Origin of the sequence: Aeromonas sp. sif2433 (genome assembly GCF_019218705.1) — a bacterium.
Taxonomy (GTDB): domain Bacteria; phylum Pseudomonadota; class Gammaproteobacteria; order Enterobacterales; family Aeromonadaceae; genus Aeromonas; species Aeromonas encheleia.
The window spans coordinates 86,054-109,460 of sequence record NZ_JAHUXD010000008.1 but is presented as its reverse complement, the minus strand read 5'-3'; the positions used below and the strand labels follow the sequence as shown (position 1 = coordinate 109,460).

Here is a 23,407-nt window from a genome sequence, read left to right as displayed (position 1 = left end):
TCTTGACTGTTTTTTGTAATCGACAGGGTCAAAGGACCGGGCATTTTACTCCGCAATCCGGGCACTGACTAGCGAATATCCAGCCCGCCACTGGGGCCCTCCCTCCCGCCAGCACGGGCTTTGGCCCTGATTTGGCACGGCAATTCGCCGCCTGTCTCACTGTTTATCGCGCCCCCTTGCGGTATCATGCCCCCATTCGGTTTGGCCCCTCTATCCTTGTCCGGGGCGACCCCTTTCTCAGGAAACTCGCTATGCAACACTGTGATATCGCCATCGTCGGCGCCGGCATGGTCGGTGCCGCCACCGCCTGTCTGCTGGCGAGCCAGGGCCTCAACGTCCGGGTCATCGAGACCCAGCTGCCGGCACCGTTTTCCCCCGAGCAGCCGCTGGATCTGCGGGTCTCCGCCATCAGCCAGGCCTCGGTGGCCCTGCTGACCCAGGCCGGTGCCTGGCAAGGGCTGCAACAGATGCGGCTGTGCCCCTATCGCCGGCTGGAGACCTGGGAGCTGGACGGCTTCGCCACCCGCTTCGATGCCGCCGACCTCGGCCTGCCCCAGCTCGGCTACATCATCGAGAACCGGCTGGTGCAGCTCGCCCTGCTGAAGCGAATGGAAGATTTCCCCAACATCCAGACCCATACCCCGGCGGCGGTGACGCGGCTGCAGCAGAGCGCCGACCACGCCACCCTGCTGCTCGACGATGGTACCGAGCTGCAGGCGCGCTGGGTGCTGGCCTGCGACGGCGCCGAGTCGCTCACCCGCCGTCTCGCCGGGATCGGGGTGTCGCGCTTCGAGTATCGCCAGCACTGCATGCTGATCAACATAGATACCGACTTCGAGCAGGAAGACATCACCTGGCAGCAGTTCACCCCGAGCGGCCCGCGCGCCTTTCTGCCGCTGCCGGGCCGGCACGGCTCCCTGGTGTGGTACGACAGCCCGGCCCGCATCCGGGCCCTGTCCGCCATGAGCAATGAGGCCCTGACCGCCGAGGTGCGCCAGCACTTCCCGGCCCGGCTCGGCGGTTTCCTGGTGACCGGCAAGGGCAGCTTCCCGCTGGTGCGCCGCCATGCCAACGACTATCACGCCGGGCGGGTGCTGCTGCTCGGCGACGCCGCCCACACCATCAACCCGCTGGCGGGGCAGGGGGTCAACCTCGGCTTCAAGGACGTGGCCTGCTGGGTCGAGTTATTGCACAAGGCCGGCGGCGACTGGCACCAGCTCGCCCTGGCCGGGCGCTACGAGCGCCGGCGCCGTCCGGACAACCTGCTGATGCAGTCGGGGATGGATCTCTTCTACGGGGTGTTCAGCAACGAGATAGGGCCGCTCAGGCTCGCCCGCAATCTGGCGCTCACCCTGGCGGACAGGGCGGGCCCGCTCAAGGAGATGGCGCTACGCTACGCACTGGGGCTGGTATAAACAACGAGGGAGCTTGCACCATGAACAAGGCACTGCTGGTGATCGACTTTATCAACGATCTGGCCCACCCGGACGGGCGCATCGCCGCCTCGGCGGCCCATGTGCTGGAGCAGGATGCCATCACCCATGCCAATCAGGCGCTGGCCCATGCCCGCGCCCAGGGCTGGCTGGTGATCCTGATGAAGGTGGGCTTTGACGGAGGGTATCGGCTGCAACCCAAGGGCTCCCCGATGTTTGGCCGGGCGCACCAGTTCGGCGCGCTCTCCCTGGCCGATAGCGGCACCGATTTTCATCCCGAGCTGGATGTGCAGCCCGGCGATCTGGTACTGACCAAGCCCAGGGTCAGCCCCTTCTACGGCACCGCGCTGGAGCCCGCCCTGCGGGCCAACCGGATCGATCATCTCTACCTGTGCGGGGTGAGCACCAGCTGGGCCATTCAGGCCGCCGCCCGGGATGGTCACGATCGGGACTACACCATCAGCATCCTGGAGGATGCCTGCGCCGCGGCAGATGCCATCGAGCACCACGGCTCGCTGCGGATGCTCGGCCGCATCGCCGAAATCATCAAGGTCGGCCAGCTGAGCTGAGCTCCCGCCGCCGGCATTGCCCACGTCGCTCACATTTTATCCGCCAGCCCCTGTCGAGACGGGTCCGTTTCGAGGCATGATGGGGCTTAGTCGGTGGCCACAAGGATGAGGGCATGGGTTATCAGGGCAGGATCGCGAGCTGGAACCCCCAGCGCGGCTTCGGATTCATCAAACCGCAGCAGGGAGGGGCCGAGATCTTCGTGCATGTCTCCGCCCTGCACTTCGATGGCAGGGCCCCGGAGGTCGGGGAGCGGGTCTCCTACCAGCTGGGGGTGGGCAAGGACGACAAGCCCCGTGCCCTGCAGGTGTATTTCCCCGATCGGCCCCTGTCGCTGGCGCAGGGAGCCGGCCCCGCCAGCGAGCGGCCCTCGCCTGCGCGCAATGAATCTGTCGGCATGGCAAGCCGCTCTGATCGACCGGCGGCACCAAGGCCCCGCCTCCAGCCCTCCTATAGGCGCAGGGGTGACTGGCGTGGCAAGCTGATCCCCCTGCTGGTGCTGGCGGGGCTGTTTTCCATCTACTCCCGCTTCTCGGCCGAGTCGGTCTCACCCTCCTCAGTTTCCTCTTTCAGTCAGGATGAGGTGAGCACTGCCCATAGCACGCCACAGGCAGCCACTTTTATCCGTCAATGCGATGGCCGGCAGCATTGCTCCCAGATGAGCTCCTGCGAGGAGGCGACCTGGTTCCTGCAACATTGCCCAAACACCAAGATGGACGGGGAGGGCGATGGCATTCCCTGTGAAGATCAGTGGTGCGGTCATTGAGCCGTCAAGGTGGCAAGGGGCGCTCGGCTGAGACGAGCGGCCCTTCTTTTGTTCGCCCCGTCGCCATCAGGGGGCGGTAATGGCCTCCGGGTGGGTCTCCCTGACCAGTTGCAGGAAGCGATCGCGGATGGGATCGGCGAAGGAGGGGTTCCACACCAGGCTGATTTCCCACTCCGAGTAAGGGCCAGACAGGGGGTAGAGGGTCACGTCCGGGCCGGCGATGAAGCTGACGCTGCGCGGCAGTATGGCGTTGCCTATCCCGGCGGCGACCAGGGCCACCAGGGTCTGGATGTCTTCCGCCTCCTGGATCATGCCGGTCAGCCGGTTGGCGCCGAGGAAGCTGGCGATCTGCTGGCTGAGGCCGGGGCAGCGATGGCCCACCATCTGCAGCAGCGGCTGATGGGTCAGCGCCCACTCCACATCGAAGCGGGCAGGATCCGGCCTGGTCATCTGGGTCGGCACGGCCAGTACCAGCCGATCGGTCAACAGCCGGTACTCCTGCAGCTGGGGTGCCTGTGGCCGGCGCATGAAACCGAGTTGCAACTGCCCCGACAGCAGCCGCTCGTGCTGGATGGCCGAGGTCATGTCCTGCAGGTGCACCATCACATCGGGGGCCTGTTGCTTGAAGCGGGCCACCAGCGAGGGGGCCAGCGCGAAGCTCGACAGCCCGAAACCCATCTTGAGCCGCCCGGCGACGCCGCTCGCCAGCGCCAGGGCATGGCGCTCGAAGCCCTTGCCGTGCTCGACCAGGGCGCTGGCCTGGGTGAGCAACTGGGCACCGATGGCGGTCAGCTCGGCGCCGTGACGGCCCCGGTTGAACAGGGTGGTGCCGAGAGTCAGCTCCAGCCCCTGGATCTGCTTGGTCAGCGCCGGCTGGGTGATGAACAGCCGGTGGGCGGCCTCCCGATAGTTGGCCGTCTCGGCCAGCATCACGAATGCCTGCAGTTGCCTCAGGTCGAATTTCATTCCATTTGGTTATCCAATGTGGCGATTTAGTGATTATAAATTATCTATCTGCCTTGTTCTAATGGTGTCGTAACGGGCCAACTGCTGGCTTGACCGGGAACGAGGAATCGCATCATGCACACCGAACGCTATCTGTTTTTGCTCAAGGGGAGGCTGATCATGGCCCAGCCGTTGGCCGCCCCGGAGACGGGCGAGCTGCTGATCAGCCTGTTGCAACAGGGCTTCGTGCTCGCCCCCTTGCAGGTGTGGGCGAGCGACACCGAGCAGGCGCTCGCCTGCTGGCGGGGGCCCAGCGCCAGGCACTGGCCGCCTCCCTGTCCGGCGCCGAGTCCCTGCTGGCGGGGGCGACCCCATGAGCGCACAGATCTTGCGGGCCAGGGCGCTGCTGCTGGACATGGATGGCACCCTGATCCACTCCACCGGCGAGGTGGAAACCGTGTGGCGACTCTGGTGTCGTCGCCATCAGCTGGCGCCTGAACCCCTGTTGGCCATGTGCCATGGGGTGCGGGCGCGGGAGGTGCTCGGAACCCTGGCGCCGCATCTGGACCTGGCGGTGGAGCTAGCCCTGCTCGACGAGCTGGAGATCCGCCACACGGGGGCGGCTGAGCCGATCGCCGGTGCCCGCACCCTGCTGGCGAGCCTGCCGGCCGCGCGCTGGGCGCTGGTCACCTCGGCCAGTCAGCGGGTGGCACGGCACCGGCTGGCCAGCGCCGGCTTGCCGTTGCCGAGGCTGTTGATTGGGGCCGAGGATGTGGTGCGGGGCAAGCCGGATCCCGAGCCCTATCTGCTTGGCGCGAGCCGGCTCGGCCTCGCCCCCGCCGATTGCCTGGTGTTTGAGGATGCGGCGGCGGGCATACAGAGCGCCCTGCAGGCCGGCTGCCAGGTGGTGCAGATCGGGGGCGATAAACTGCTCGACAGCCGGGTGAGGGCGCGGCTGCGGGACTGGCGGCAGATCCGGCTGAGCGAGGATGAGACCGGCCTGCAGCTCCATTTTCCGAACCGCCTGCTCGACTGAGGCTGGGCACCTCGATACGAGCGGGCGTCAGGGGGCGTGCGGCTCCGCGCCGGGAGAGGCCGCAGCCTCCCCCGGCTGGCCGTCCGGCGCCTCGTCCCTGTGCTGCTCGACCCGGTTGCGGCCGTTGTGCTTGGCCAGATAGAGCGCCCTGAGCGGTGGGTCCTGGGTGAAGAGGGCGGCGAGCAGATAGCCGATCAGGCCCCCCAGCCAGGAGGCGAGGCCAGGGGCGGGTAACGCAGCATGATGCCGAGCAGGACGGCATTGGCGGGCCAGAAGGCCGCCAGCAGGTTGGGGGGGCGGGTGAAGATACCGACGAGCGAAAACAGGAGGATGATGGTGGCGACGGACAGCAGGACAAACAAGGGGTTGAGAGTGGACAAGATGCGCTGGTGTGTGGCCTCTCCCATGCGGCTCTCCTGATGGCGGGTGGTTATGGGGGCAGCTGGGAAACTGTGCGCGGACGGGGTGAGAAAACGCCCCCTGGTTGAGGGGGCGTGGATACCTAGCCGAAGACCCGGAAGCGGACGTCGTCGTCGATGAAGGTCTTGTCACCGGCCGGTTGCTTGATGCTGCCGAAGGGCATCTGGGCGCGCAGCAGCCAGCTGGCGGGCAGATTCCACTCCTTGTGGACGGCCTCGTCGATCAGCGGGTTGTAGTGCTGCAGGGAGGCGCCGATCCCCTCCTGTGCCAGGGCGGTCCAGACCGCAAACTGGGCGATGCCGGTGGCATGCTCGGACCAGATGGGGAAGTTGTCGGCATAGAGGGCAAACTTTTGCTGCAGATCCTCAATGACGGCCCTGTCTTCGAAGAACAGCACTGTGCCGAAACCGGCACGGAAGCTGCCATCCACCTTGGCTTCGCTCTGGGGATAGGCTTCGGGCGGGACTATCTTCTTCAGTTCCGCCTTGACGATGTCCCACAGCTTGTGGTGCTCGGCCCCGAACAGGATGACGGCACGGGAGCTCTGGGAGTTGAAGGAGGAGGGGCTGTGCTTGACGGCATCCTGGATCAGGGCGGTCAGCTTTGCCGGTGAATGAGGAACCTGGTCACCCAGGGCATAGATGGTACGACGTACTTTGATCTGTTCGATAAACGGACTGCTCATAACATCTCCTTGATGTGATAAATCATCATCGCCAGGGGGGGGCTTAAATTCCATCTGGCTCCGATTTCTCGAGTCATGGACTATATCACCCTCTGCCCAAGAAACCGTCAACACAGGGTGATGACTGTTTCTACTTTTTATTGATATGCATATGCAGAGAGTGGCATCGCCCATCTGCCATGGTTGATATGGTTTTAATCAATAACCTTGGTAGTTAATGATTTCAATCATTTTTTTTAAAACACTTTCCACCATAGAATCGCTCTCGTATGACATTTTATAGAGGGCGGCATGGCAGGAGAGATCATCAAACAGCGTTACTACTTCCTGACCCCGCTCTCGTTTCTCCTCGGCATACTGGTGCTGGTCGCCACCCTGCTGCTGGCCGTGGCCAGCTACCTGCGCAGCATCGACAAGACGGTGGCCGGCTACGGCCACATGATCAGCTCCATCGAGGCGGCCCTGCTCCACGAGCTGGTGCTGGCCAATCGGCGCCAGCTGGCTGTGCTGGAGGCCTCCCTGGACAAGGCCGCCATCGCCCGTGGCGAGCCGGCCGACAACCCTCTCTGGGCCATCGCCCATCAGATCAAGCGTGACAGCCACTACATCCACTTCTACAGCGTGCGATCCGACCGGATCAGCAGTTACCCCCGCCTGGATCTGCCGGCGGCATACCGGGCCGATCAGCGGCCCTGGTATAAGGTGCTCTCGATGCCGGGGGACGAGCTGGTCTGGTTCGGCCCCTACGCGGAATTTGGCACCCAGCAGCGGATCCTGACGCTGATCAAGCGAGTGAGGGACGCCGACGGCTCGCTGCTCGGCCTGCTGATGGTGGACATGTCGTTCAACAGCATCCAGCAGGCGCTGCGACGGGCCATGGGGGAAAACCAGGCGGCCATCTACCTCAGCCAGCGTGGGAGCGGGCGGCTGGTGGTGGGCCACAATCTGGCGTTGTTGCCGAGCGGGCTCTCGAGCAGACCTGAGCCCGACGGGATCGGTCTGGACGTGATCCGGCAGGGTAGCCATCTTAGGCTCGAGCTGGCCGACATCGACTGGGATCTCAACATCTATCTGCCCCCCGCCCTGTTTCACGACAGCCTCTACGAGGCGCTGCTGTTGGTGGTGTTGCCCCTGAGCCTGATGCTCGCCACCTGGTTTTGCAGCATCCATTTCCTGGTGCGGATCTTCCGCCAGGAGCAGGCGCTGGTGGCAGGCTCCCTGGGTGGCATAGTGAGGGATCCGCTGAAGGTACGCCGACCGGCTCGCCGCAAGCCCTGGTTCGTGCACGGCAGCCTGGGGGAGATCGATCTGGTCAGGGCGAGTCTGCTGGAGGGGCAGGATGCCCTGCTGCACGATCCCCTCACCGGCATCATGAACAGGCGTGCCTTCGATCAGCACAGGCTCAGGCTGGAGCAGGAGCAGATCCCCCACTGGCTGGTGCTGCTGGATCTGGATTGCTTCAAGCAGATCAATGACAACTGGGGCCACGGGGTGGGGGATTCGGTCCTCTGCCGGGTGGCGAATACCCTGGCGGCTGAGCTGGGGGAGGGCCGGGTCTACCGCATCGGTGGCGATGAGTTCGCCGCCCTGCTGCCCTGGGAGCAGGGGGAGGTCGAGGGTCGTCTGACCTATCTGCTGGCCCGGGTGCGGGCGTTGCAATGGCGCGAATTCATGGGGCCCGTCACCCTGAGTGCGGGGGGCGCCCACTACCCGCAGGAGCAGGGCACCTTGTTCGAGCGCGCCGATGAACAGCTCTATCGGAGCAAGCGACAGGGACGGGACTGCTGGCATCTGTCACCCACTCAACCTGCCCCCAAAGGGGAGGTGGTGACAGTATCTGTCTGAGCGCCATCATGAGAAAGAGAGCCTGAATGCCTGAGAAAGGGGTCACAGCGGGGATGATTTCCCATGTGACCTTTTTTTTTAATTAATTTTCAGTCTGTTAGCTTGTTTGATTGCGTCATGTCGCGAAGGAGAGACAGTCTGCCTGCCGGCGGAGAGGCCGTTATTTCAGTAGCGGAGTCCGGGGCGCTTTGTATAGTGCAGGGAAAAATAATCAATCAGTCATCAGGTTTGACAGGAGTACCCCATGGAGATGAACAAGCACGGCATGAGCGCAATGGCGCTGTTGGGCGCGCTGCTGTTGGCGAGCGGCCCGGTGCTGGCCTCTGAAACCCTCAACACCATACTCGGTGGCGGTGCTGGTGGCGTCGCGGGCACCATGATCGGCAAGCAGTTGGGCGGTGATACCGGCGCTCTGGTCGGTGCCGCAGTCGGTGGTGCGGCTGGTGGTGCGGCCACGGCCAACAAGGGCAACAAGAACGAGGCCGCCCTGGGGGGCGCCGTCGGTGCACTGGGTGGTGCCGCCATCGGCAAGAGCGTGGGCGGCAGCACCGGCCAGCTGATCGGTGCCGGCATCGGCGGGGCCGGTGGCTCTGCCATAGGTGCCAAGACAGGTGACGGCCACAAGAGCAACAACGATCGCTATTACGACGACGGGCACTCTCACAGGCACCACAAGAAATACAAGAAGCACAAGAAGCACAGATGGCACGACGACGACTGATCTCATCCGTGGGGTGAGCCAGTGGTTCGTGACAAGAATGCCAGTCAAGCCTGACTGGCATTTTTCGTTGCGGTATGGCTGCGGTATCCGGGCCGTAAAACGTCCGGCGCCTTGGTCCAACGTCCCCGGTGGAAGGCAGATGAACAAAGTAATGATCAAAACATCAATACTATTAATATTTTAGCAATATAAAGGAGTTAGGTTAGCCGGACCTCTTACTCAACAAGGTTATTCTCATGTCTATCCCAACACCTCGCCTCCTTAGCCTGGTGCTCTTTTCTCCCCTGTTGCTCTCGGCCTGCAATGACAATGAGTCGACATCCCAGCCTGATACCCCACCACACCTGTTCAACGAGCCCAGGGCCTTCGATCTCGAGGCGCATCGTGGCGGCCTCGGCCTCGTCTCGGAAAGCACCCTGGCTGCCTTCACCAATGCCCTGGAGATGGGGGTCACCACATTGGAGATGGACACCCAGATCACCCGGGATGGCATAGCGGTCGTGACCCATGATCGCAAGATCTCGGACAAGAAGTGTCTGGATACCCAGCCCGCCAGCGAGGGCGACCCCCAGTACCCCTACGTGGGCAAATACATCAAGGATCTCACCCTGGCGCAGGTGAAGACCCTGGACTGCGGCTCCCTGCCGCTTGCCGATTTTCCCGAGCAGGTGCTGGTCCCCGGCGCCACCATGCCGACCCTGCAAGAGGTGTTCGCCCTGGTGAAGTCCTATCAGGCCGATCAGGTGCTGCTCAATATCGAGACCAAGGTCGAGGCGGCCGCACCGGAGGAGACGGCCCCCCGGGAGCTCTTCGTCAAGACGGTGCTCAAGGATATCCGTGACGCCGGCCTGATGCGGCAGGCGACCATACAGAGCTTCGACTGGGGTGCGCTCATGCTGACAAGGGAGCTCGAACCCAGCCTGCCCATCATAGCCCTGACCAATGGCCAGCCATTCCTGCAGGTTGGCATGCCGGGCGCCTCTCCCTGGCTGGGGGGGATCGACATCGATGACTTCAATGGGGATCTGGTGCAGGCCGTGGCCTCTTTCGGTGCCAACGCCATCTCTCCGGTGCACGGGGATCCTCAGGGGGGTCGCTACGGGGATCCCGGCTATGTGGAGTACACCACCCCGGATCTGGTCGATGCGGCCCATGCCGAGGGCATCAAGGTGATCCCCTGGACGGTCGACGATGAGGGCACCATGAACCGCATGCTGGAGAACGGGGTCGACGGCATGATCACCGACTACCCGGATCGGCTGCGGGTGGTGATGGAGGCGCGGGGTATCCCGTTGCCACTCTCTGTCTCTCCGCGTTGAGGCGCGATGGAGGCCGTGCCAGCAGGCATGAGTTCGGCCATGTGCGGATAGTGCAGAGATAGGCGCAGAAATAAGCACAGAGACAAGTGCAAAGAGACGAGGTGCAACCGCAGCTTGGTCTCGACCCCGGCTCTGATCGGGAACAATAGAAGAGGGGAGGCATGGTGCCTCCCCTCTCTTTTTCGCTTCTTTGCCGCAACGTCACTGCCTTGGGAGTCGAGCTCCTTCGGCTGGGATCTGTCAGCCGGCTGGGCCTGTGTCGAGGCCCTGCGTCAGACCAACCGGTGCTGGCGCCGCCCCTCGGCGAAGGCGTTGATGTTGTCGATCAGCTGATCCGCGAGGCGCTGCATCGACTCCTCGCTGGCCCAGGCCACGTGCGGGGTCAGGATGAAGTTCGGGTACTGCAGGGCCTGCATCAGCGGGTGGTCCGGGGGCGGCGGCTCCTGGCTCGCCACGTCGAAGCCGGCGCCACCGAGCCGGCCGTTGGCCAGCGCCATCAGCAGCGCCTGCTCGTCCACCAGGCCGCCGCGGCCCACGTTGATGAGCAGGGCACCCGGCTTCATCAGCGCCAGCTCCCGCGGACCTATCAGGTTGCGGGTGTAGGGGGTGAGCGGGCAGTGCAGGCTGATGACGTCCGCGCTCTGCAGCAGCTCGTCCAGCGGCAGCCGATCCTCGTCTGCCGCCGCGCCGACCTGGCTCTGGGCGTAGCGCACCTCCATGCCGAGGGCGCTGGCCCGTTGCCCCAGGGCCTGCCCCAGGGTGCCCTTGCCGATGATGCCGAGCCGCTTGCCGTGCAGATCCGAGATGGGGTGATCGAAGAAGCAGAACTGGCCGCTCTGTTGCCAGCGCCCCTCCAGCAGGGACTGGCGCCAGGCGAACAGGTTGCGCGACAGGGCCAGTATCAGCGCCATGGCGTGCTCGGGGACCGAGGGGCCCGAGTAGTTACGGATGTTGCACACGGCGACGTTGGCGGCGCGGCACGCCTCCAGATCCAGGTTGTCGCTGCCGGTGGCGGCCAGGGCGATCAAGCGCAGCTCCGGCAGCTGGGCCAGCTCGGCTTTGCCGATGCGCACCTTGTTGATGATGGCGATGCTGGCACACCTGAGCCGCTCCACCACCAGTTCGGGAGTGGTGTGCGGGTAACTTTGCCAGTGATGGGGAAAGTCGGGACGACGCAGGTTGATACCGGCGTCCAGGGTGTCGCTGTCGAGAAACACGATTTGCTGCATTAAGCCTCCTGCCATTCTCTGCCACTGCAGAGTCGCCATGATGCCAAAGATGGGGGGGCGGGGGCCAGCCCGATGAGCCGGTGGCGGATGGCGTGTCGGAAGCCGCTCATCCCCCGGCCGGGGAAGATCAGATCCAGCCGAGGTGGGTCAGCCAGCCCTGGATGCGGGCGGGTGTCTCGTCCAGTTCCATCAGGGCGTAGGGACGGTAATTGAGCTTGTGGCTGCGCCGGCTCTCGCTGCGCCTGGCCTCGGCCGCCAGCAGCGGCCAGCGGCCGCCGTCCTCCTGATAGAGATCCAGGGTAGGGACGCTGGCCTGGGCCACCTGTTTGGCCAGGGTCTGGTTGCTCAGCTGGTTGGGGAAGAAGCCATCCAGCAGCACCAGGGCATCGGGGGCGGGCAACTGCTCGCTGGCGATGAGGTTGGCGGCCCAGGCCGCGCTGGTGCCCTGGGCCAGCAGCAGCTTGAAGCCCCCCTCCTGCCACTTGGCGTCACTCAGCTTGACGATGCGCTCGGCAAATTGCTGGCGAAACTGGTCGATGGCTTGCTGCTTCTTCTCGGCGGCCGGATCCAGCTCGGTCTGTTGGGGGGAAGGGAGCAGCAGCAGGGTGTCGAAGCCGAGCCGGCCGAGGGCCCGGGTCAGCTGCCACAGCTGGCCGCTGCGCTGCCAGTCCGGCAGCAGGATCGCCAGCCCCAGGTAGTTGTCGCTGTCGTGCTTGGCAAACAGCACCCGCTGCTTGTCTATCTGGGCGCTGTCCGCCACCCCCTTCCAGTCGCTCTCCTGCCAGTGATCGAGCGGGGCTGGGGGCGAGATCTCGCTGGCCGGCGAGGTGGTGCTCGCCAGCAGGGTCAATATCAGCAGTGGTAAGGATAATCTGGCCATGATGCGCTCCCCGGTTGACAGGGTTAGCGGCGCCGGGCCGGTTTTCTGAAGGGGGATCTGCGAGAGCAGGCAGGGAGAGGGAAGGGCTTGCCTCTCCCTCTCAATGGGCTCAGCGGCGGGCAAGCCTCCCAAGCTGCCTGTCGTGCAGGGGGGAGAGCAGCAGCAGGGCGCTGATGGCGCCGATCAGGGCGAAGAACATGTCGGACTGGGTATCCCAGGGATCCCCCTGGGTGCCGAGGAACTCGTCGGCACCCTGACCCAGCGCCAGCGCGGCGCCCCACTCGATCAGCTCATAGCTGGCACTGATGGCGAGCACCACGCTGAGCACCAGGAACACCAGCATGCGCTTGCCCTGCACATGGTGGCCGCGCAGCAGTATCTCCCGGCAGGCCAGGGCGGGGATGAAGCCCTGGCAGAAGTGGCCAATCTTGTCATAAGGGTTGCGGCTGAGCTCGAACCACTGCTGCAGATCGAAGCCGAGCGGTACCCTGGCATAGGTGTAGGCCCCTCCCAGCATCAAGACCGCCGCATGAAGGAAGATGCCGAGGTAGAGCAGGGTGGTGAGGGGAAAACGTTCATTGCTCAGCCACAGCAGCGGCACGACGATCAGCACGGGGGCGACCTCCAGCAGCCAGGTGACCCTGTCATAGGGTTGCCAGCCGGAGATCACCAGCAGCACCAGGGTGAGGGACAGCAGCAGGAGTTTTTGATGGGATGTCATAGCGGACCTGTGGTGAGGGAGAAACATGACTTCATTATTTAGCCGGATCCCGCGTCGGGCGAAAGGGGGCCGACTGAATTCTCCCCAATGTCCGGGGCCTTGTCACTGACCGGGGCTGAATGTGGTGCTTGCCCGCGCCATGGACAAAAAAAAAAGCGAGCCAGGGGCTCGCTTTTTTCAGCACGGGGTTCGAGCAGTCGGATCAGTTGACGCGACGCTTGAACTCGCCGGTACGGGTATCGATCTCGATCTTGTCACCGATCTCTACGAAGGCGGCCACGGCCAGCTCGTAGGTGGTGCCCTTCAGGCGGGCAGGCTTGGTCACTTTACCGGAGGTGTCGCCACGGGCGGCCGGCTCGGTGTACTCGACTTCACGGACGATGGTGGTCGGCAGTTCGACGGAGATGGCTTTCTCGTTGTAGAAAGTCACTTCGCAGATGTCTTCCATGCCGTCAACCATGTAGTTCAGCGCGTCACCCAGGTTGTCTTTCTCGACGTCGTGCTGGTTGAACTCGGTGTCCATGAAGACGTACAGCGGGTCGGAGAAGTAAGAGTAGGTGCACTCTTTACGCTCCAGCTGAACGACTTCCAGCTTGTCGTCGGCCTTGAATACGGTCTCGGTGGCGCTGCCGTTCAGCAGGCCTTTCAGCTTCATCTTGACCACGGCGGAGTTACGGCCGGATTTGTTGAATTCGGCTTTCTGGACCACCATCGGCTCGGTACCGATCATGACGACGTTACCAGCGCGGATTTCCTGTGCGGTTTTCATGTAAAAAATTCCTGTGCGTATACGGGCAGATAAAAACTGCCAGATTATATACGGCTTTCTAAAAATTTCACCAGCCGAGTGACGAGATCCCCATCGGCAAGCAACTTCTGTGACCAGGTTCGCGCATGTTGTTGCGAAATAGTGTCGTATTGCGGCCATTGGGCCCAGAGTTCGCGGACATCGTCGCCCTGGTTGAGGGCATGGTTGAAGGCGCGCAGCCACTGGGAGGCCTGGGGCGGCAAGTCGGCCAGATAGTGGTCGAGAAAGTCGTCCAGCTTGGTCAGGTGGGCGAGATCTTCCTGGGGGTAGATGTGCCACAGGAAGGGCCGCGCCGCCCACTGGGCACGTACGAAGGAGTCCTCGCCGCGCACCAGGTTGAGATCGCAGCTCCACAGCAGCCGATCGTAACCGGCCTGATCCGTCATCGGCAGCAACTTGATGGCGAGCTGGCCCGAATGCAGCAGATCCCCGGCCTGGGCGGTGGGGAGGACGTGCTCCAACCCGGCGCCACGCAGCACATCCCCCAGTGAGCGCCCGAGCGGCAGCAGCAGGGTGACCGGGGTCGGGCCCTGGCACCAACGCTCGACCAAGCTGATGAGCGCCGCGCTCTCGTAGGTAAACAGGCTGACCCTTAGTTCGTCTGCCGCTTTGGGTGCCAGCCCCAGGCTGGCCCAGTAGGCGTCGAGCCCCGCCTGATCTTGCTGCCAGCGCTCCCGCTCGGCGATCAGCCCCCGCTCGCACAGCAGGCCGCCGGTCCTGGTGGTGAAGCCCGGGAAGAAGAAATACTTGTCGAGGCTCCGATTGCCGACCCGCTGCGGCGAGGCGAGGCCGTGGCACTCCTCGACCCAGCTCTCGGCACTGAGATACTCCAGATTGATCCAGCAGGGGGGCGGGGTCTGGCCGGCCATGGCATGGGCGAAGGCGGTGGGCAGCTCGCAGGCGAACGCCTCTATGACCACCCGGGCCGGGATCACGGACGGCGGCAGGCTGGGGCGCCAGTGCTGGATATAGATACCCTGCTGCCACTGGCCGTCCAGCTCGGGATCCAGCCCGGGGCAGATGCGGGCGAAGCTGGTCAGATCGTCCACCCAGAGCCGTACCTTACCCTGTCCCTCCTGCTCCAGTTGGCGGGCGAGCCGCCAGGTGACGCCGATGTCGCCGAAGTTGTCCACGACGCAGCAGAAGATATCCCAGTCGAAGGGGGGCAGAGGGAGAGGCGAAGAGGTCGTCATGGGCGGGTCACCGGATACACAGAAGAGATAAAAAAACCGGTGTGCAGGTTAGCACACCGGTGGACAGGCTTCTAACGGTCGGCGCTGGGCCGAAGAGGAACTTACTCCTTGCCGTAGACGTTGTTCTCCTGCTCGCGCACCCGGATGAAGGTGGTGCGCTTGGTCAGCTCTTTCAGCTGGCTGGCGCCTACCACATAGAGGCAGGTGGAGCGCCCGTAACGGGGGAGGAACTTACTCCTTGCCGTAGACGTTGTTCTCCTGCTCGCGCACCCGGATGAAGGTGGTGCGCTTGGTCAGCTCTTTCAGCTGGCTGGCGCCCACATAGGTGCAGGTGGAGCGCACGCCGCCGAGGATGTCGCGCACCGTGTTCTCGACCGGGCCGCGATAGGGCAGCAGCACCATCTTACCCTCGGAGGCGCGGTAGTCGGCGACGCCGCCGGCGTGCTTGTCCATGGCGCTGGACGAGCTCATGCCGTAGAACTTCATGAAGGGGGAGCCCTCCACGTCCACCACCTCGCCGCCGCACTCCTCGTGGGCCGCCAGCATGCCGCCCAGCATCACGAAGTCGGCACCGCCGCCGAAGGCCTTGGCCACGTCGCCCGGGCAGGTGCAGCCGCCGTCACCGACGATCTGGCCGCCGAGGCCGTGGGCCGCATCGGCGCACTCTATGATGGCGGAGAGCTGGGGATAGCCGACCCCGGTCTTGACGCGGGTGGTGCAGACCGAGCCCGGGCCTATGCCGACCTTGACGATGTCGGCGCCGGAGAGGATCAGCTCCTCCACCATCTCGCCGGTGACCACGTTGCCAGCCAGGATCACATGATCCGGGCAGGCCTCGCGGATCTTGCGCAGGAACTCGACGAAGTGCTGGGAGTAGCCGTTGGCCACGTCCACGCAGATGAAGCGCAGGGCCGCCGACATGGCCAGGATCTGGCGGGTCTTGATGAAGTCCTCTTCCGAGGTGCCGGTCGATACCATGACATGGCCCAGCAGGGCCGGGTCTGTCTCGTTGACGAAGGTCTTCCACTGCGCGAGGCTGTAGTGCTTGTGTACCGCCGTCATCATCTCGAAGCCAGCCAGGGTCCTGGCCATGGCGAAGCTGCCGACGGTGTCCATGTTGGCGGCGATGACGGGCACGCCCTGCCATTGGGTCTGGGTATGTTTGAAGGTGAACTGACGGGTCAGGCTGACTTGGGAACGGCTCTTGAGAGTGGAGCGCTTGGGGCGGAACAGGACATCCTTGAAACCGAGCTTCAAGTCTTCTTCGATACGCATGACGAATTCCTTATTGAGCCTTGTTGAAAGTCACTTTTGCAGTGGGCAAATTTTCGGCAGGCGCAAAAAAACCGCAGGTTTTCGAGGCCTCCGGTTTACAACAGTCTAGGGAAAAATCGCCTCAGAACAAGACTGATAATTCACTCATCGTTGTGGTAGCCTTTGGCGTCACAACCTGAGCGCGGCAGCAGGGTCATCCAGCACCTCTGTGCCGCGTCGCTCCCCACCTCATCTCCCCCCTTAATATTCTCCCATGGTCAGCGATTGTCGCGCCCTGAGCCTGCGGCCTGTCTGGCTTCCCGACTTTATCCAAGGCGTGCTTTTTGCCAGTTGACAGTCGCCAGCCTGCTGCCCACTCTGGCAGGGCGGGCCATTGCCGGTCCGCGCCGACGAGGAAGACACCGTGCCCGGATCACATAAATTTCGCTGGTTGTTGCTGGCCAGCCTCTGCCTGTCGCCTGGCGTCTGGGCGGCCCCGACCGTCTATGGCTGGATCGAGAAGGGCTTGATCATGCCGGATGGAGTGGCGGTGAAGATGAAACTCGATACCGGCGCCCTCACCTCGTCCCTGGATGCGCGCTCGTTGCAGCACTTCAAGCGCGATGGCAAGCCCTGGGTGCGCTTCACCCTGGAGCTGACCGATGCCAACACGGACAAGGTGGTGCGCCAGACCCTGGAGCGCCCGGTGGAGCGCAGCGTGACGGTGCGTGGCGCCGGCGGCATGGAGCAGCGACCCACGGTCAGCATGTCCATCTGCCTCGGCGACAAGGTCTACAAGGAGTGGTTCACCCTGCGGGATCGCAGCGACATGATCTATCCGGTGCTGTTGGGGCGGCGCCTGCTGGCCGAGCTGGGGCCGGTGGATGCGAGCCGCACCTTTACCGTCCAGCCCAGCTGCGGCTAGGTGGTGCTAGTTTAGGGGAGAAGACCCACTGGTTATCCTTGACGGCCCACACAGGGCCGTCGTCATTTGTGCTCGGCCGGCTGGGGCGGGGTCGCGAGCCAGATGCTCACCTCCAGCCCGCCATGGGGCCGGTTGTGCACATCCAGATCCGCGCCATGCAGCTCGGCGATGCGGCGGACTATGGCCATGCCGAGCCCCACCCCGTCCCCCTGCTGGGGATTGACCCGGAAGAAGCGCTCGCACAGCCGGGAGAGGGCTGCGGTGGGGATGCCGGGGCCGCTGTCCCTGATGTCGACCCTGACCCTGTTGCCTTCCGCGGTGATCACCACCGCGATCTCGCCCCCTGCCGGGGTGTAGCGCACCGCGTTGTCGATGAGGTTGCCAAACATCAGATCCAGCAACACCGCCTGTCCCATCACCTGCAGGTGCTCGGCGCCCTCCAGCGAGAGCTGCTGCCCCTTCTTCAGGGCGAGGGGGGCCAGGGCGGCCAGGGTGCCTTGCAACTGCTGGCTCAGATCCAGCTTGTGTAGCGCCAACGCCTGCTGATTGTCGATGCGGGCCTGGGTCAGCAGCTGGCGGATCAGCCGATCGCTGCGATCGAGTGCCAGCAACATCTTGCGCAGCGCCTGCTCGCGGCTGGCATCGTCCTCCGCCGCCATCAGGTTTTCGCTGTGGATGCGCAGCACCGCCAGCGGGGTGCGCAGCTCGTGGGCCGCCTCGTTGGTGAACTGCTTCTCACGCTCTATGGTGTCGGCCAGGGTGTGCATCAGCCGGTTGATCTCCCCCACCAGCGGCGTCAGCTCCTCGGCCTTGATGGCCAGGTTGAGCGGGCTCAGGTTGGCGGGATGGCGCTCGCTGATGGCTTGTGCCACCTGGCGCAGCGGAGCCAGCCCCGCCGAGATCAGCCACCACAGCAGGCCGAGCAGGAAGGGCAGGGTGATGAACAGCGGCAGCATGGTCAGGGTGGCCATCTTGCTGGCCAGCTCGCCGCGCTCGTCATCCCGCTCCGCCACTATGAGCCAGGTGCGCTGCTCCTCGTTGTAGAGGGTGAAGGTGCGCCACTCGTGGTGATCCTTGGTCTCGCTGTTGAAACCGCGCTCCAGGGTGGTCAGCGGCTGGGTCGGCGCACTCGGCGATCGCAGCAGTATGGCGCCTTGCTCGTTCAGCAGCTGGAAGTAGAGGTTGTGCTCGAACTCGTGGCCGAAGGGGGTGAACTCGTTGTCCTCCCCCAGATGACTGAAACTGCGTTTTTCTTGATGCGGCTCGTCAGGAATGGCCTGTTCCCACTCTTCGTAGACGGCGCCATCGCTGGGCAGCTCGCCGCTCTGCTCCAGATAACGGCTGAGCAGCTGGTTGGTGATGCGGGCGGACTGGGCGAGACGGGCATCGAACAGCTCCTCCATCTCGTGGTTGGCCTCCAGGTAACCGATGAAGCCGCTGACCGCCAGGCTGACGCTGACCAGGGCCAGGACTCCTGCGAGCAGGAAACGGCGAATGGAACTGGGGCGTCTCATCGTGCGGGTATCCGTGTGGCCTGATCAAGCTGGGGGATGATGTAGCCGACGCCGCGGATGTTGCGGATAAGCTCCGAGTAGAGCTTCTTGCGCAGGTGGTGGATGTGCACCTCCACCGCGTTGCTCTCGGCCCCCTCGTCCCAGCCGTAGAGGCTCTGTTGCAGCTGCTCCTTGCTCAGCACCCGGCCGCTCTGGCTGATGAGCTCCAGCAGCAGCTTGTATTCGTGGGGGGTGAGCCTGACGGGCTCGCCCTGATAGGTGACCTGTTGCGACTCGGGGTAGAGGAGGATGTCGCCATACTCCAGCGTGGCCTGCGCCTGGCCCTTGCTGCGCCGCGCCAGGGCGCGCAGCCGGGCATTGAGCTCCTGCAGGGCGAAGGGCTTGACCATGTAGTCGTCGGAGCCCGCATCCAGCCCGACCACCCTATCGTCGAGGGCATCGCGGGCGGTGAGGATCAGCACGGGCAGCTGGTGCCCCTCCCGGCGCAGCTTGCGTAGCAGGCTGATGCCATCGATATCGGGCAGATTGAGATCCAGGATGAGGGCGGCAAACTCTTCACTCTTGAGCACCGACAGGGCGGGCAGCCCCTGCTGCAACCAGTCCACCGTATAACCACTGTGGCGAAGGGCATCCACCATGCCATCCCCCAGCATCACATCATCTTCCACCAGCAGGATCCGCATTCTTATTCTCCCTTAAACGACGCAGCCCACCAGCATGAGCATGCAAAATCTGCGACCACCAGGATCCGCATCGTCATTCTCTCTGAAACGACGCTGCCCACCAGTATGCAAGCGGGTGGGCAGAGTTGAAATAACTGTTTGGTTCAGCGTGTTTTTATAACTTGGCGAGGCGTTCGCGGATCTCCCCTCGTCGCCCTTCGTCAGCCACTTCACGGCCCGGGCGACTCGGCGCGGCCAGCGCCTTGTCCAGATAGGCCCTGGCTTCGGCCTTGCGGCCCTGATCGAGCAGGAAGTCGCCGTAGAAGTAGTTGGGGTCGATGCCGTTCGGGTTGATGGCCAGTGCCTGCTTGAGCAACTGCTCGGCCTTCTCGTCATCACCGAATCCTACCGGCCAGCCCGGTACCTGATAGTAGAGCGACCCCAGGCTGGTGTAGGCGGAGCCTTCCAGCGCCCTGGGATCCTGTTTTAGGGCTATTTCCAGCTTCGCCTTGGCCTCTTTCACCAGGCTGAGGGCCCCCAGCCCGCCCTTGGCGCCGGCCCATGTGCTCTTGACGATGGCCGACCAGATCAGCAGATCGGTGCGAAAGGCCTCCTTGGCGCTGGCCTGATCGGCCTGGCTGCTCAACTGCTCCAGGCAACTCTCCTTGGCCTTGCCGGTCTGCTGATACTGGCAGTGGGCCCATTGCTGCTGGATGCTGGGCAGGGTGTCGGCGGCCTGGGCCAGACCGCTCCCCAGGGTGAGTAGCAAGAGGGCATGGCGGCTAAACAGGGTGCGGGAAATGCTGTGCTTCATCTTAAGGTTCCTTCTCTGTCATGACGGAGGTGGGGCTGCCCGACTTGCCCGCGGCGGGCGCGGCCGAGTGGCGGGCATGACGCTCGATGATGGGTCTTTGCCTGGCCAGCGCCTTGTCGACGAGGCCCGGCAGCAGGCCGTTGAGGCGCACGAACAACTTCTCCGGCCAGCCGAGCCAGCTGCTGCGGGTTTCGTTGCACAGGGCGATGACGGCGGCCTCGGCCACGTCCTGCGGGCTGTCGGTGCGGGTGCCGAGTGCGGCGTTCATCTCGTAGGCGGCTTCCGAGTTGAGATGGGTACGGGTGGCGCGCGGAGCGAAGTGCAGCACCTTGACGCCGGTCCCTTCCAGCTCGCGTCCCAGCGCCTCGCTGAAGCCGCGCAGGGCGAACTTGCTGGCACAATAGACGCTGTAACCCGCATAACCGATACCGCCAAAGCTGGAGCCGATGTTCATCACCACGGCGGGTTTGCGCAGCCTCGGCAGCAGGGCGCGGGTGAGCTGGATCGGCGCCTCTATGTTGAGCCGCAGTTGGCGTTCCACCTGTTCGATGCTCTGATCCTCCAGCCAGGCAAACTGGTTGCAACCGGCGTTGTTGATCAGCACATCCAGCCCTTCATCCAGTGCGGGGTGTTGCAGCAGGCGCGCCCGCTCCTCAGGGGAGCTCAGGTCGGCGACCACGATCTGGTGACGTTCCGGATGGGTCAGCTCCTTGCAGAGGCGCTCCAGTGTGCTGGTCCTGCGTCCGTGCAACAACAGGTGCGCCCCCTGCGCCGCCAGCTCCTGGGCCAGCGCTTCGCCGATCCCGCCGCTGGCGCCCGTGAGCAGCACCTTTTTTCCTTCAAGCTTCATCGTGTCTCTGCATCCGTTAGTTGATAGAGCATGTCGGCGTAGAGGCGGTAGACCACCCTGGCCGAGTGAATGATGGCGGCCTGATCGGCGGGGTCTTCCAGCCGGTTCATCAGGGATTCGAAGAACTTGAGGTGCTCCTGATCCAGCGCACCGTGGGAGCTCAGGTAGCTCATCGCCTGGGGCAGCAGGCCGAGGCCGCTCTTGAGCTGGTCCGCCACTGTCAGGGCGATGGCGACGCTGGTGCCTTCCAGCACCTGCACCATGCCGAAGAAGCCCATGGGGTTGCCGCGCTGGATCTGGTCATAGAGAAAGGCCACCATCAGCTCGATGGGCAGGCCGGGCTGGCCGTGGCGCACCGCCTCGGCATCGCCACCGCAGGCGCGGATGTCATTGAGGATCCACTCTTGATGGCCGTACTCTTCGTCTATGTACTCCTTGATGGCCTCTCGTAGCCACTCGTGCTCCTGCCCGAGCTTGCCGCCGGTGGCCATCAACAGCGGCACCGTGTGACGCACGTGGTAGTAAGCCTCTGCCAGGAAGGCGAGATACGTCTCTCGGCTGATATCGCCGCGGCGGCAGGCTTCGATGATGGGGGCGCGAAACAGATGCTCACGCTCCTGGGCGGTGGCTTGTTGCAGGGTCTGGTAGAAGCTCATGAGCGCCCTCCTGTGAGGCATTGGCTGATCTGCCGGGAAAAGTGGTGATAGATCCGTTCGCGACGGGGGCGACCGTTGGCGGTCAGCAGCTCCGGATGTTGATCCAGTGCCACCGGCAGCCAGTGGTGAATACGGGCGTAATCGGGCAGGCGCTGGTTGAGCTGCTCGATCTGTTGCGCCAGTTGGGCATCTGCGCCGGGCAGCGGCTGGATCAGCGCCACGTTGGCGGGCTGGCCATCGCCGAAGACCACGATGCGGAGGATGGCGGGGCAGAGCTGAGCCTGGGCCTCGACCCATTCGGGGGAGAAGTTGCGGCCAAAGGCGGTGATCTGCAGGTTCTTCTTGCGCCCCGTGATGTGCAGGTAGCCCTGCTCATCCAGATGACCGAGATCGCCGGTGGCAATTTGGCTGGGTGGTGGCTCCTCCGTGCCCAGGTAGCCGAGCATGGCGGCCCCTTCCACCAGGATCTCGCCGTCGGCGGCGATCGCTACCCTGCAATGTGGCAGGGGCTGACCGACGCTGCCGAGGCGGTGTTCCTCCGGGCCATTGAGCGCCACGACGGAGCCGCATTCTGACAGACCGTAGCCTTCATAGACCGGCATCCCCAGCTCGCGGGCGTGGCTGATGAGCTCGGGGGCGACCTTGCCCCCGCCCACGGCGATGAAGCGCAGGGTGGCGAGGCGCTCGGCGAGCGCCCCATTGGCGCCGCACAGGGCGAGCAGCAAACGCAGCAACTCGGGCACCAGCACCAGGCTGTGGCTGGGCCAGCACAGCAGGGCCCGGGCCAGGGTGGCGGGCTCCAGCTTGCTGGAGCCTTCGAACCCCAATTCCTTGAGCGAGGGGATCTGGCTGCAGGCGCCGGTAAGCAAGGGCACATAGAGGCCAGTCAGGTTCTCCAGCAGGGTGGTCAGCGGCAGCAGGGTCAGGTGTTTCTCGACCCGCGCTGGCGCGACGCGTCTTGCCAGCGAATCGCAGACCGCCATCATCTGTTCAAGGGAGAGGCAGACCCCCTTGGGCTGCCCCGTGCTGCCGGAGGTGTAGGTGATCTTGGCGGTGCCGACTGGCAAGGGGGGCACCTGTGCCGGCTGCTTGCGCCACAGCGGCAGCTCGCCGACCGACAGGGTCAGGGGCTCGCAGGCCTGCCATCCCTCATGCTCGGGTCCTACCAGGGCATCGGCCCCGCTGCTTGCCAGCAACCAGGCTTGTTGCTCCGGGCTGAAGAAGTGAGGCACCGGGATGACCACGATCCCGGCCCGGGTGCAGGCCAGATCGATCAGCGCCCAGGGCAGGCCGTTGTCGAGCTGCAGCGCCAGCCGAGCGATGCCGGCCTGCTGCAACCGGTCGGCCAGACGCTGGATCTGCTGCCACAGGGTCTGGTAATCCAGCACTCCCTGGCGGCCCTGCAGCGCTGGCTGCTGTGGCGTCAGGCTGGCGTGGCGGGCGATGGCGTCGAACAGGCTCATTGGGCGCACCTCTTGTCACCGTCATGGTCGGCATGGCTAAAGAGGATGGGCATGGGCCCCAGCAGGTTGAGCAGCAGGCTGCTCTGGGCGAGCACGTCTCGCCCATGGTTGATGTCGCCTGCCATCACCTTGGGCTGGCAGCGGTAGTATTCTCCCCAGGCGCTGGCGTCCTCACCCACCTGATGGGCCTGGGCGGGGGCCAGCTCCACCGGATTGAGGCGCAGGCGGGCAAAGCTGTTGCGCAGCTTGGCGGTACCGGTGAACACCACGTAGTCGAGGGCGTTGTCACACAGCAGGCGGCACAGCGCCGCAAACATCAGGCGGGCATTGCCCGGTTCGCTGCAGGCCAGATTGCCCACCTCGATGATGCGGTTGCGGGCCGGACGTACCCCGAGGCGGGTTTCGATGGCGGCCTCGATGGGCTGCTCCAGATACTGCTCAAGATAGAGGGGGCATTCACTCCCCCCTGTGCTGGCGTGGTTGAGGCCGCAGGCGCCGACCAGCATGCCGTCTGCCCGATAGAGGCCGAGCAGGCAGGGCAGAAAATGGGGAATGTGGGCGTTGAATTCGAGGCCATAGGCGGCCTGGATAAAAGCTTGCAGCGCCATGACCTGCGGCGGGGATTCGGCCAGGGTCAACCTGTAGGGGGCTTGGATCTCTATGGTCATGGTTGGCTCCTTCTCTTGCGATGGGTTGAGAGT

General features: G+C 64.3%; 24 protein-coding genes and 1 pseudogene. 9 read left to right on the top strand and 16 right to left on the bottom strand.

Annotated elements, in window-relative coordinates; genetic code table 11:
- Positions 1-251 precede the first annotated feature (251 nt).
- The 3 genes from KW825_RS13865 to KW825_RS13855 all read left to right on the top strand — a co-directional run bounded on the left by KW825_RS13865 (position 252) and on the right by KW825_RS13855 (position 2,766).
- Positions 252-1,415 (top strand): FAD-dependent oxidoreductase, encoded by a 1,164-nt coding sequence (locus KW825_RS13865; RefSeq protein WP_218329546.1) that lies wholly within the window; start codon positions 252-254, stop codon positions 1,413-1,415.
- Positions 1,416-1,435: 20 nt separating this feature from the next.
- The gene (locus KW825_RS13860) at positions 1,436-2,002 is read left to right on the top strand and encodes a cysteine hydrolase family protein (RefSeq protein ID WP_042652744.1); all 567 of its coding nucleotides are present in this window, start codon (positions 1,436-1,438) and stop codon (positions 2,000-2,002) included.
- A 113-nt stretch (positions 2,003-2,115) separates the two neighbouring features.
- Positions 2,116-2,766: a cold shock domain-containing protein gene (locus KW825_RS13855; protein ID WP_218329545.1), complete on the top strand. Its 651-nt coding sequence runs from the start codon at positions 2,116-2,118 to the stop codon at positions 2,764-2,766.
- 66 nt (positions 2,767-2,832) lie between these two features.
- Here the strand turns inward: KW825_RS13855 and KW825_RS13850 are convergent, their stop codons facing one another.
- The gene (locus tag KW825_RS13850) at positions 2,833-3,732 is read right to left on the bottom strand and encodes a LysR family transcriptional regulator (protein ID WP_218329544.1); all 900 of its coding nucleotides are present in this window, start codon (positions 3,730-3,732) and stop codon (positions 2,833-2,835) included.
- A 114-nt stretch (positions 3,733-3,846) separates the two neighbouring features.
- On the opposite strand from KW825_RS13850, the pseudogene KW825_RS20575 reads away from it, so the two are divergent.
- Both KW825_RS20575 and KW825_RS13845 read left to right on the top strand, forming a co-directional pair.
- Positions 3,847-4,088 (top strand): annotated as a pseudogene (locus KW825_RS20575) (hypothetical protein).
- Positions 4,085-4,747, top strand: coding sequence for an HAD-IA family hydrolase (locus KW825_RS13845; protein ID WP_218329543.1), 663 nt, complete (start codon positions 4,085-4,087; stop codon positions 4,745-4,747). The pseudogene KW825_RS20575 and the gene KW825_RS13845 overlap by 4 nt, the downstream one beginning before the upstream one ends.
- 194 nt (positions 4,748-4,941) lie before the next feature.
- Here KW825_RS13845 and KW825_RS13840 read toward each other — a convergent pair whose 3' ends face one another.
- Positions 4,942-5,154, bottom strand: a complete 213-nt coding sequence (locus tag KW825_RS13840; protein ID WP_242377147.1) for a hypothetical protein — start codon at positions 5,152-5,154, stop codon at positions 4,942-4,944.
- Between the two features lie 95 nt (positions 5,155-5,249).
- Positions 5,250-5,852 carry a nitroreductase family protein gene (locus KW825_RS13835; RefSeq protein ID WP_218329542.1) on the bottom strand — a complete coding sequence of 201 codons (603 nt, stop codon included), beginning with the start codon at positions 5,850-5,852 and terminating at the stop codon, positions 5,250-5,252.
- A 291-nt stretch (positions 5,853-6,143) separates the two neighbouring features.
- On the opposite strand from KW825_RS13835, the gene KW825_RS13830 reads away from it, so the two are divergent.
- From KW825_RS13830 to KW825_RS13820, 3 genes are all read left to right on the top strand, one after another.
- Positions 6,144-7,697, top strand: coding sequence for a diguanylate cyclase (locus KW825_RS13830; RefSeq protein WP_218329541.1), 1,554 nt, complete (start codon positions 6,144-6,146; stop codon positions 7,695-7,697).
- Positions 7,698-7,941: 244 nt separating this feature from the next.
- Positions 7,942-8,418: a glycine zipper domain-containing protein gene (locus KW825_RS13825; RefSeq protein ID WP_042652736.1), complete on the top strand. Its 477-nt coding sequence runs from the start codon at positions 7,942-7,944 to the stop codon at positions 8,416-8,418.
- A gap of 236 nt (positions 8,419-8,654) precedes the next feature.
- Positions 8,655-9,737, top strand: coding sequence for a glycerophosphodiester phosphodiesterase (locus tag KW825_RS13820; RefSeq protein ID WP_218329540.1), 1,083 nt, complete (start codon positions 8,655-8,657; stop codon positions 9,735-9,737).
- A 272-nt stretch (positions 9,738-10,009) separates the two neighbouring features.
- Here KW825_RS13820 and KW825_RS13815 read toward each other — a convergent pair whose 3' ends face one another.
- The 6 genes from KW825_RS13815 to KW825_RS13785 form a co-directional block, all read right to left on the bottom strand.
- Entirely contained in the window at positions 10,010-10,966 is a 957-nt protein-coding gene (locus KW825_RS13815; RefSeq protein WP_218329539.1) for a D-2-hydroxyacid dehydrogenase, read from the bottom strand.
- Between the two features lie 127 nt (positions 10,967-11,093).
- A complete protein-coding gene (locus KW825_RS13810; RefSeq protein WP_218329538.1) occupies positions 11,094-11,846 on the bottom strand; it encodes a DUF3530 family protein in 753 nt (250 codons plus the stop codon).
- Between the two features lie 109 nt (positions 11,847-11,955).
- Entirely contained in the window at positions 11,956-12,567 is a 612-nt protein-coding gene (locus KW825_RS13805; RefSeq protein WP_218329537.1) for a DUF2238 domain-containing protein, read from the bottom strand.
- A 202-nt stretch (positions 12,568-12,769) separates the two neighbouring features.
- Positions 12,770-13,336 carry an elongation factor P gene (gene efp / locus KW825_RS13800; protein WP_042652731.1) on the bottom strand — a complete coding sequence of 189 codons (567 nt, stop codon included), beginning with the start codon at positions 13,334-13,336 and terminating at the stop codon, positions 12,770-12,772.
- 44 nt (positions 13,337-13,380) lie between these two features.
- Complete coding sequence (gene earP, locus KW825_RS13795) at positions 13,381-14,568, bottom strand: elongation factor P maturation arginine rhamnosyltransferase EarP (protein WP_218329536.1); 1,188 nt, start codon at positions 14,566-14,568, stop codon at positions 13,381-13,383.
- A gap of 231 nt (positions 14,569-14,799) precedes the next feature.
- Complete coding sequence (locus KW825_RS13785) at positions 14,800-15,843, bottom strand: GMP reductase (protein ID WP_218329535.1); 1,044 nt, start codon at positions 15,841-15,843, stop codon at positions 14,800-14,802.
- A gap of 436 nt (positions 15,844-16,279) precedes the next feature.
- On the opposite strand from KW825_RS13785, the gene KW825_RS13780 reads away from it, so the two are divergent.
- Positions 16,280-16,747, top strand: coding sequence for an ATP-dependent zinc protease (locus tag KW825_RS13780; RefSeq protein WP_218329598.1), 468 nt, complete (start codon positions 16,280-16,282; stop codon positions 16,745-16,747).
- 62 nt (positions 16,748-16,809) lie between these two features.
- Here KW825_RS13780 and KW825_RS13775 read toward each other — a convergent pair whose 3' ends face one another.
- The 7 genes from KW825_RS13775 to KW825_RS13745 all read right to left on the bottom strand — a co-directional run bounded on the left by KW825_RS13775 (position 16,810) and on the right by KW825_RS13745 (position 23,374).
- Positions 16,810-18,261, bottom strand: a complete 1,452-nt coding sequence (locus tag KW825_RS13775) for an ATP-binding protein (protein WP_218329534.1) — start codon at positions 18,259-18,261, stop codon at positions 16,810-16,812.
- On the bottom strand, positions 18,258-18,944 hold the full coding sequence (locus KW825_RS13770; RefSeq protein WP_218290591.1) for a response regulator: 687 nt from the start codon (positions 18,942-18,944) through the stop codon (positions 18,258-18,260). The genes KW825_RS13775 and KW825_RS13770 overlap by 4 nt, the downstream gene beginning before the upstream one ends.
- 154 nt (positions 18,945-19,098) lie before the next feature.
- Positions 19,099-19,737 carry a tetratricopeptide repeat protein gene (locus KW825_RS13765; RefSeq protein ID WP_218329533.1) on the bottom strand — a complete coding sequence of 213 codons (639 nt, stop codon included), beginning with the start codon at positions 19,735-19,737 and terminating at the stop codon, positions 19,099-19,101.
- A gap of 1 nt (position 19,738) precedes the next feature.
- On the bottom strand, positions 19,739-20,587 hold the full coding sequence (locus KW825_RS13760; protein ID WP_218329532.1) for an SDR family oxidoreductase: 849 nt from the start codon (positions 20,585-20,587) through the stop codon (positions 19,739-19,741).
- Positions 20,584-21,243, bottom strand: a complete 660-nt coding sequence (locus tag KW825_RS13755; protein WP_218329531.1) for a TenA family transcriptional regulator — start codon at positions 21,241-21,243, stop codon at positions 20,584-20,586. Before KW825_RS13755 ends, KW825_RS13760 begins: the two co-directional genes overlap by 4 nt.
- Positions 21,240-22,706 carry an AMP-dependent synthetase/ligase gene (locus KW825_RS13750; protein ID WP_218329530.1) on the bottom strand — a complete coding sequence of 489 codons (1,467 nt, stop codon included), beginning with the start codon at positions 22,704-22,706 and terminating at the stop codon, positions 21,240-21,242. The genes KW825_RS13755 and KW825_RS13750 overlap by 4 nt, the downstream gene beginning before the upstream one ends.
- The gene (locus KW825_RS13745) at positions 22,703-23,374 is read right to left on the bottom strand and encodes a thermostable hemolysin (RefSeq protein WP_042652721.1); all 672 of its coding nucleotides are present in this window, start codon (positions 23,372-23,374) and stop codon (positions 22,703-22,705) included. Before KW825_RS13745 ends, KW825_RS13750 begins: the two co-directional genes overlap by 4 nt.
- Between the last annotated feature and the right edge of the window lie 33 nt (positions 23,375-23,407).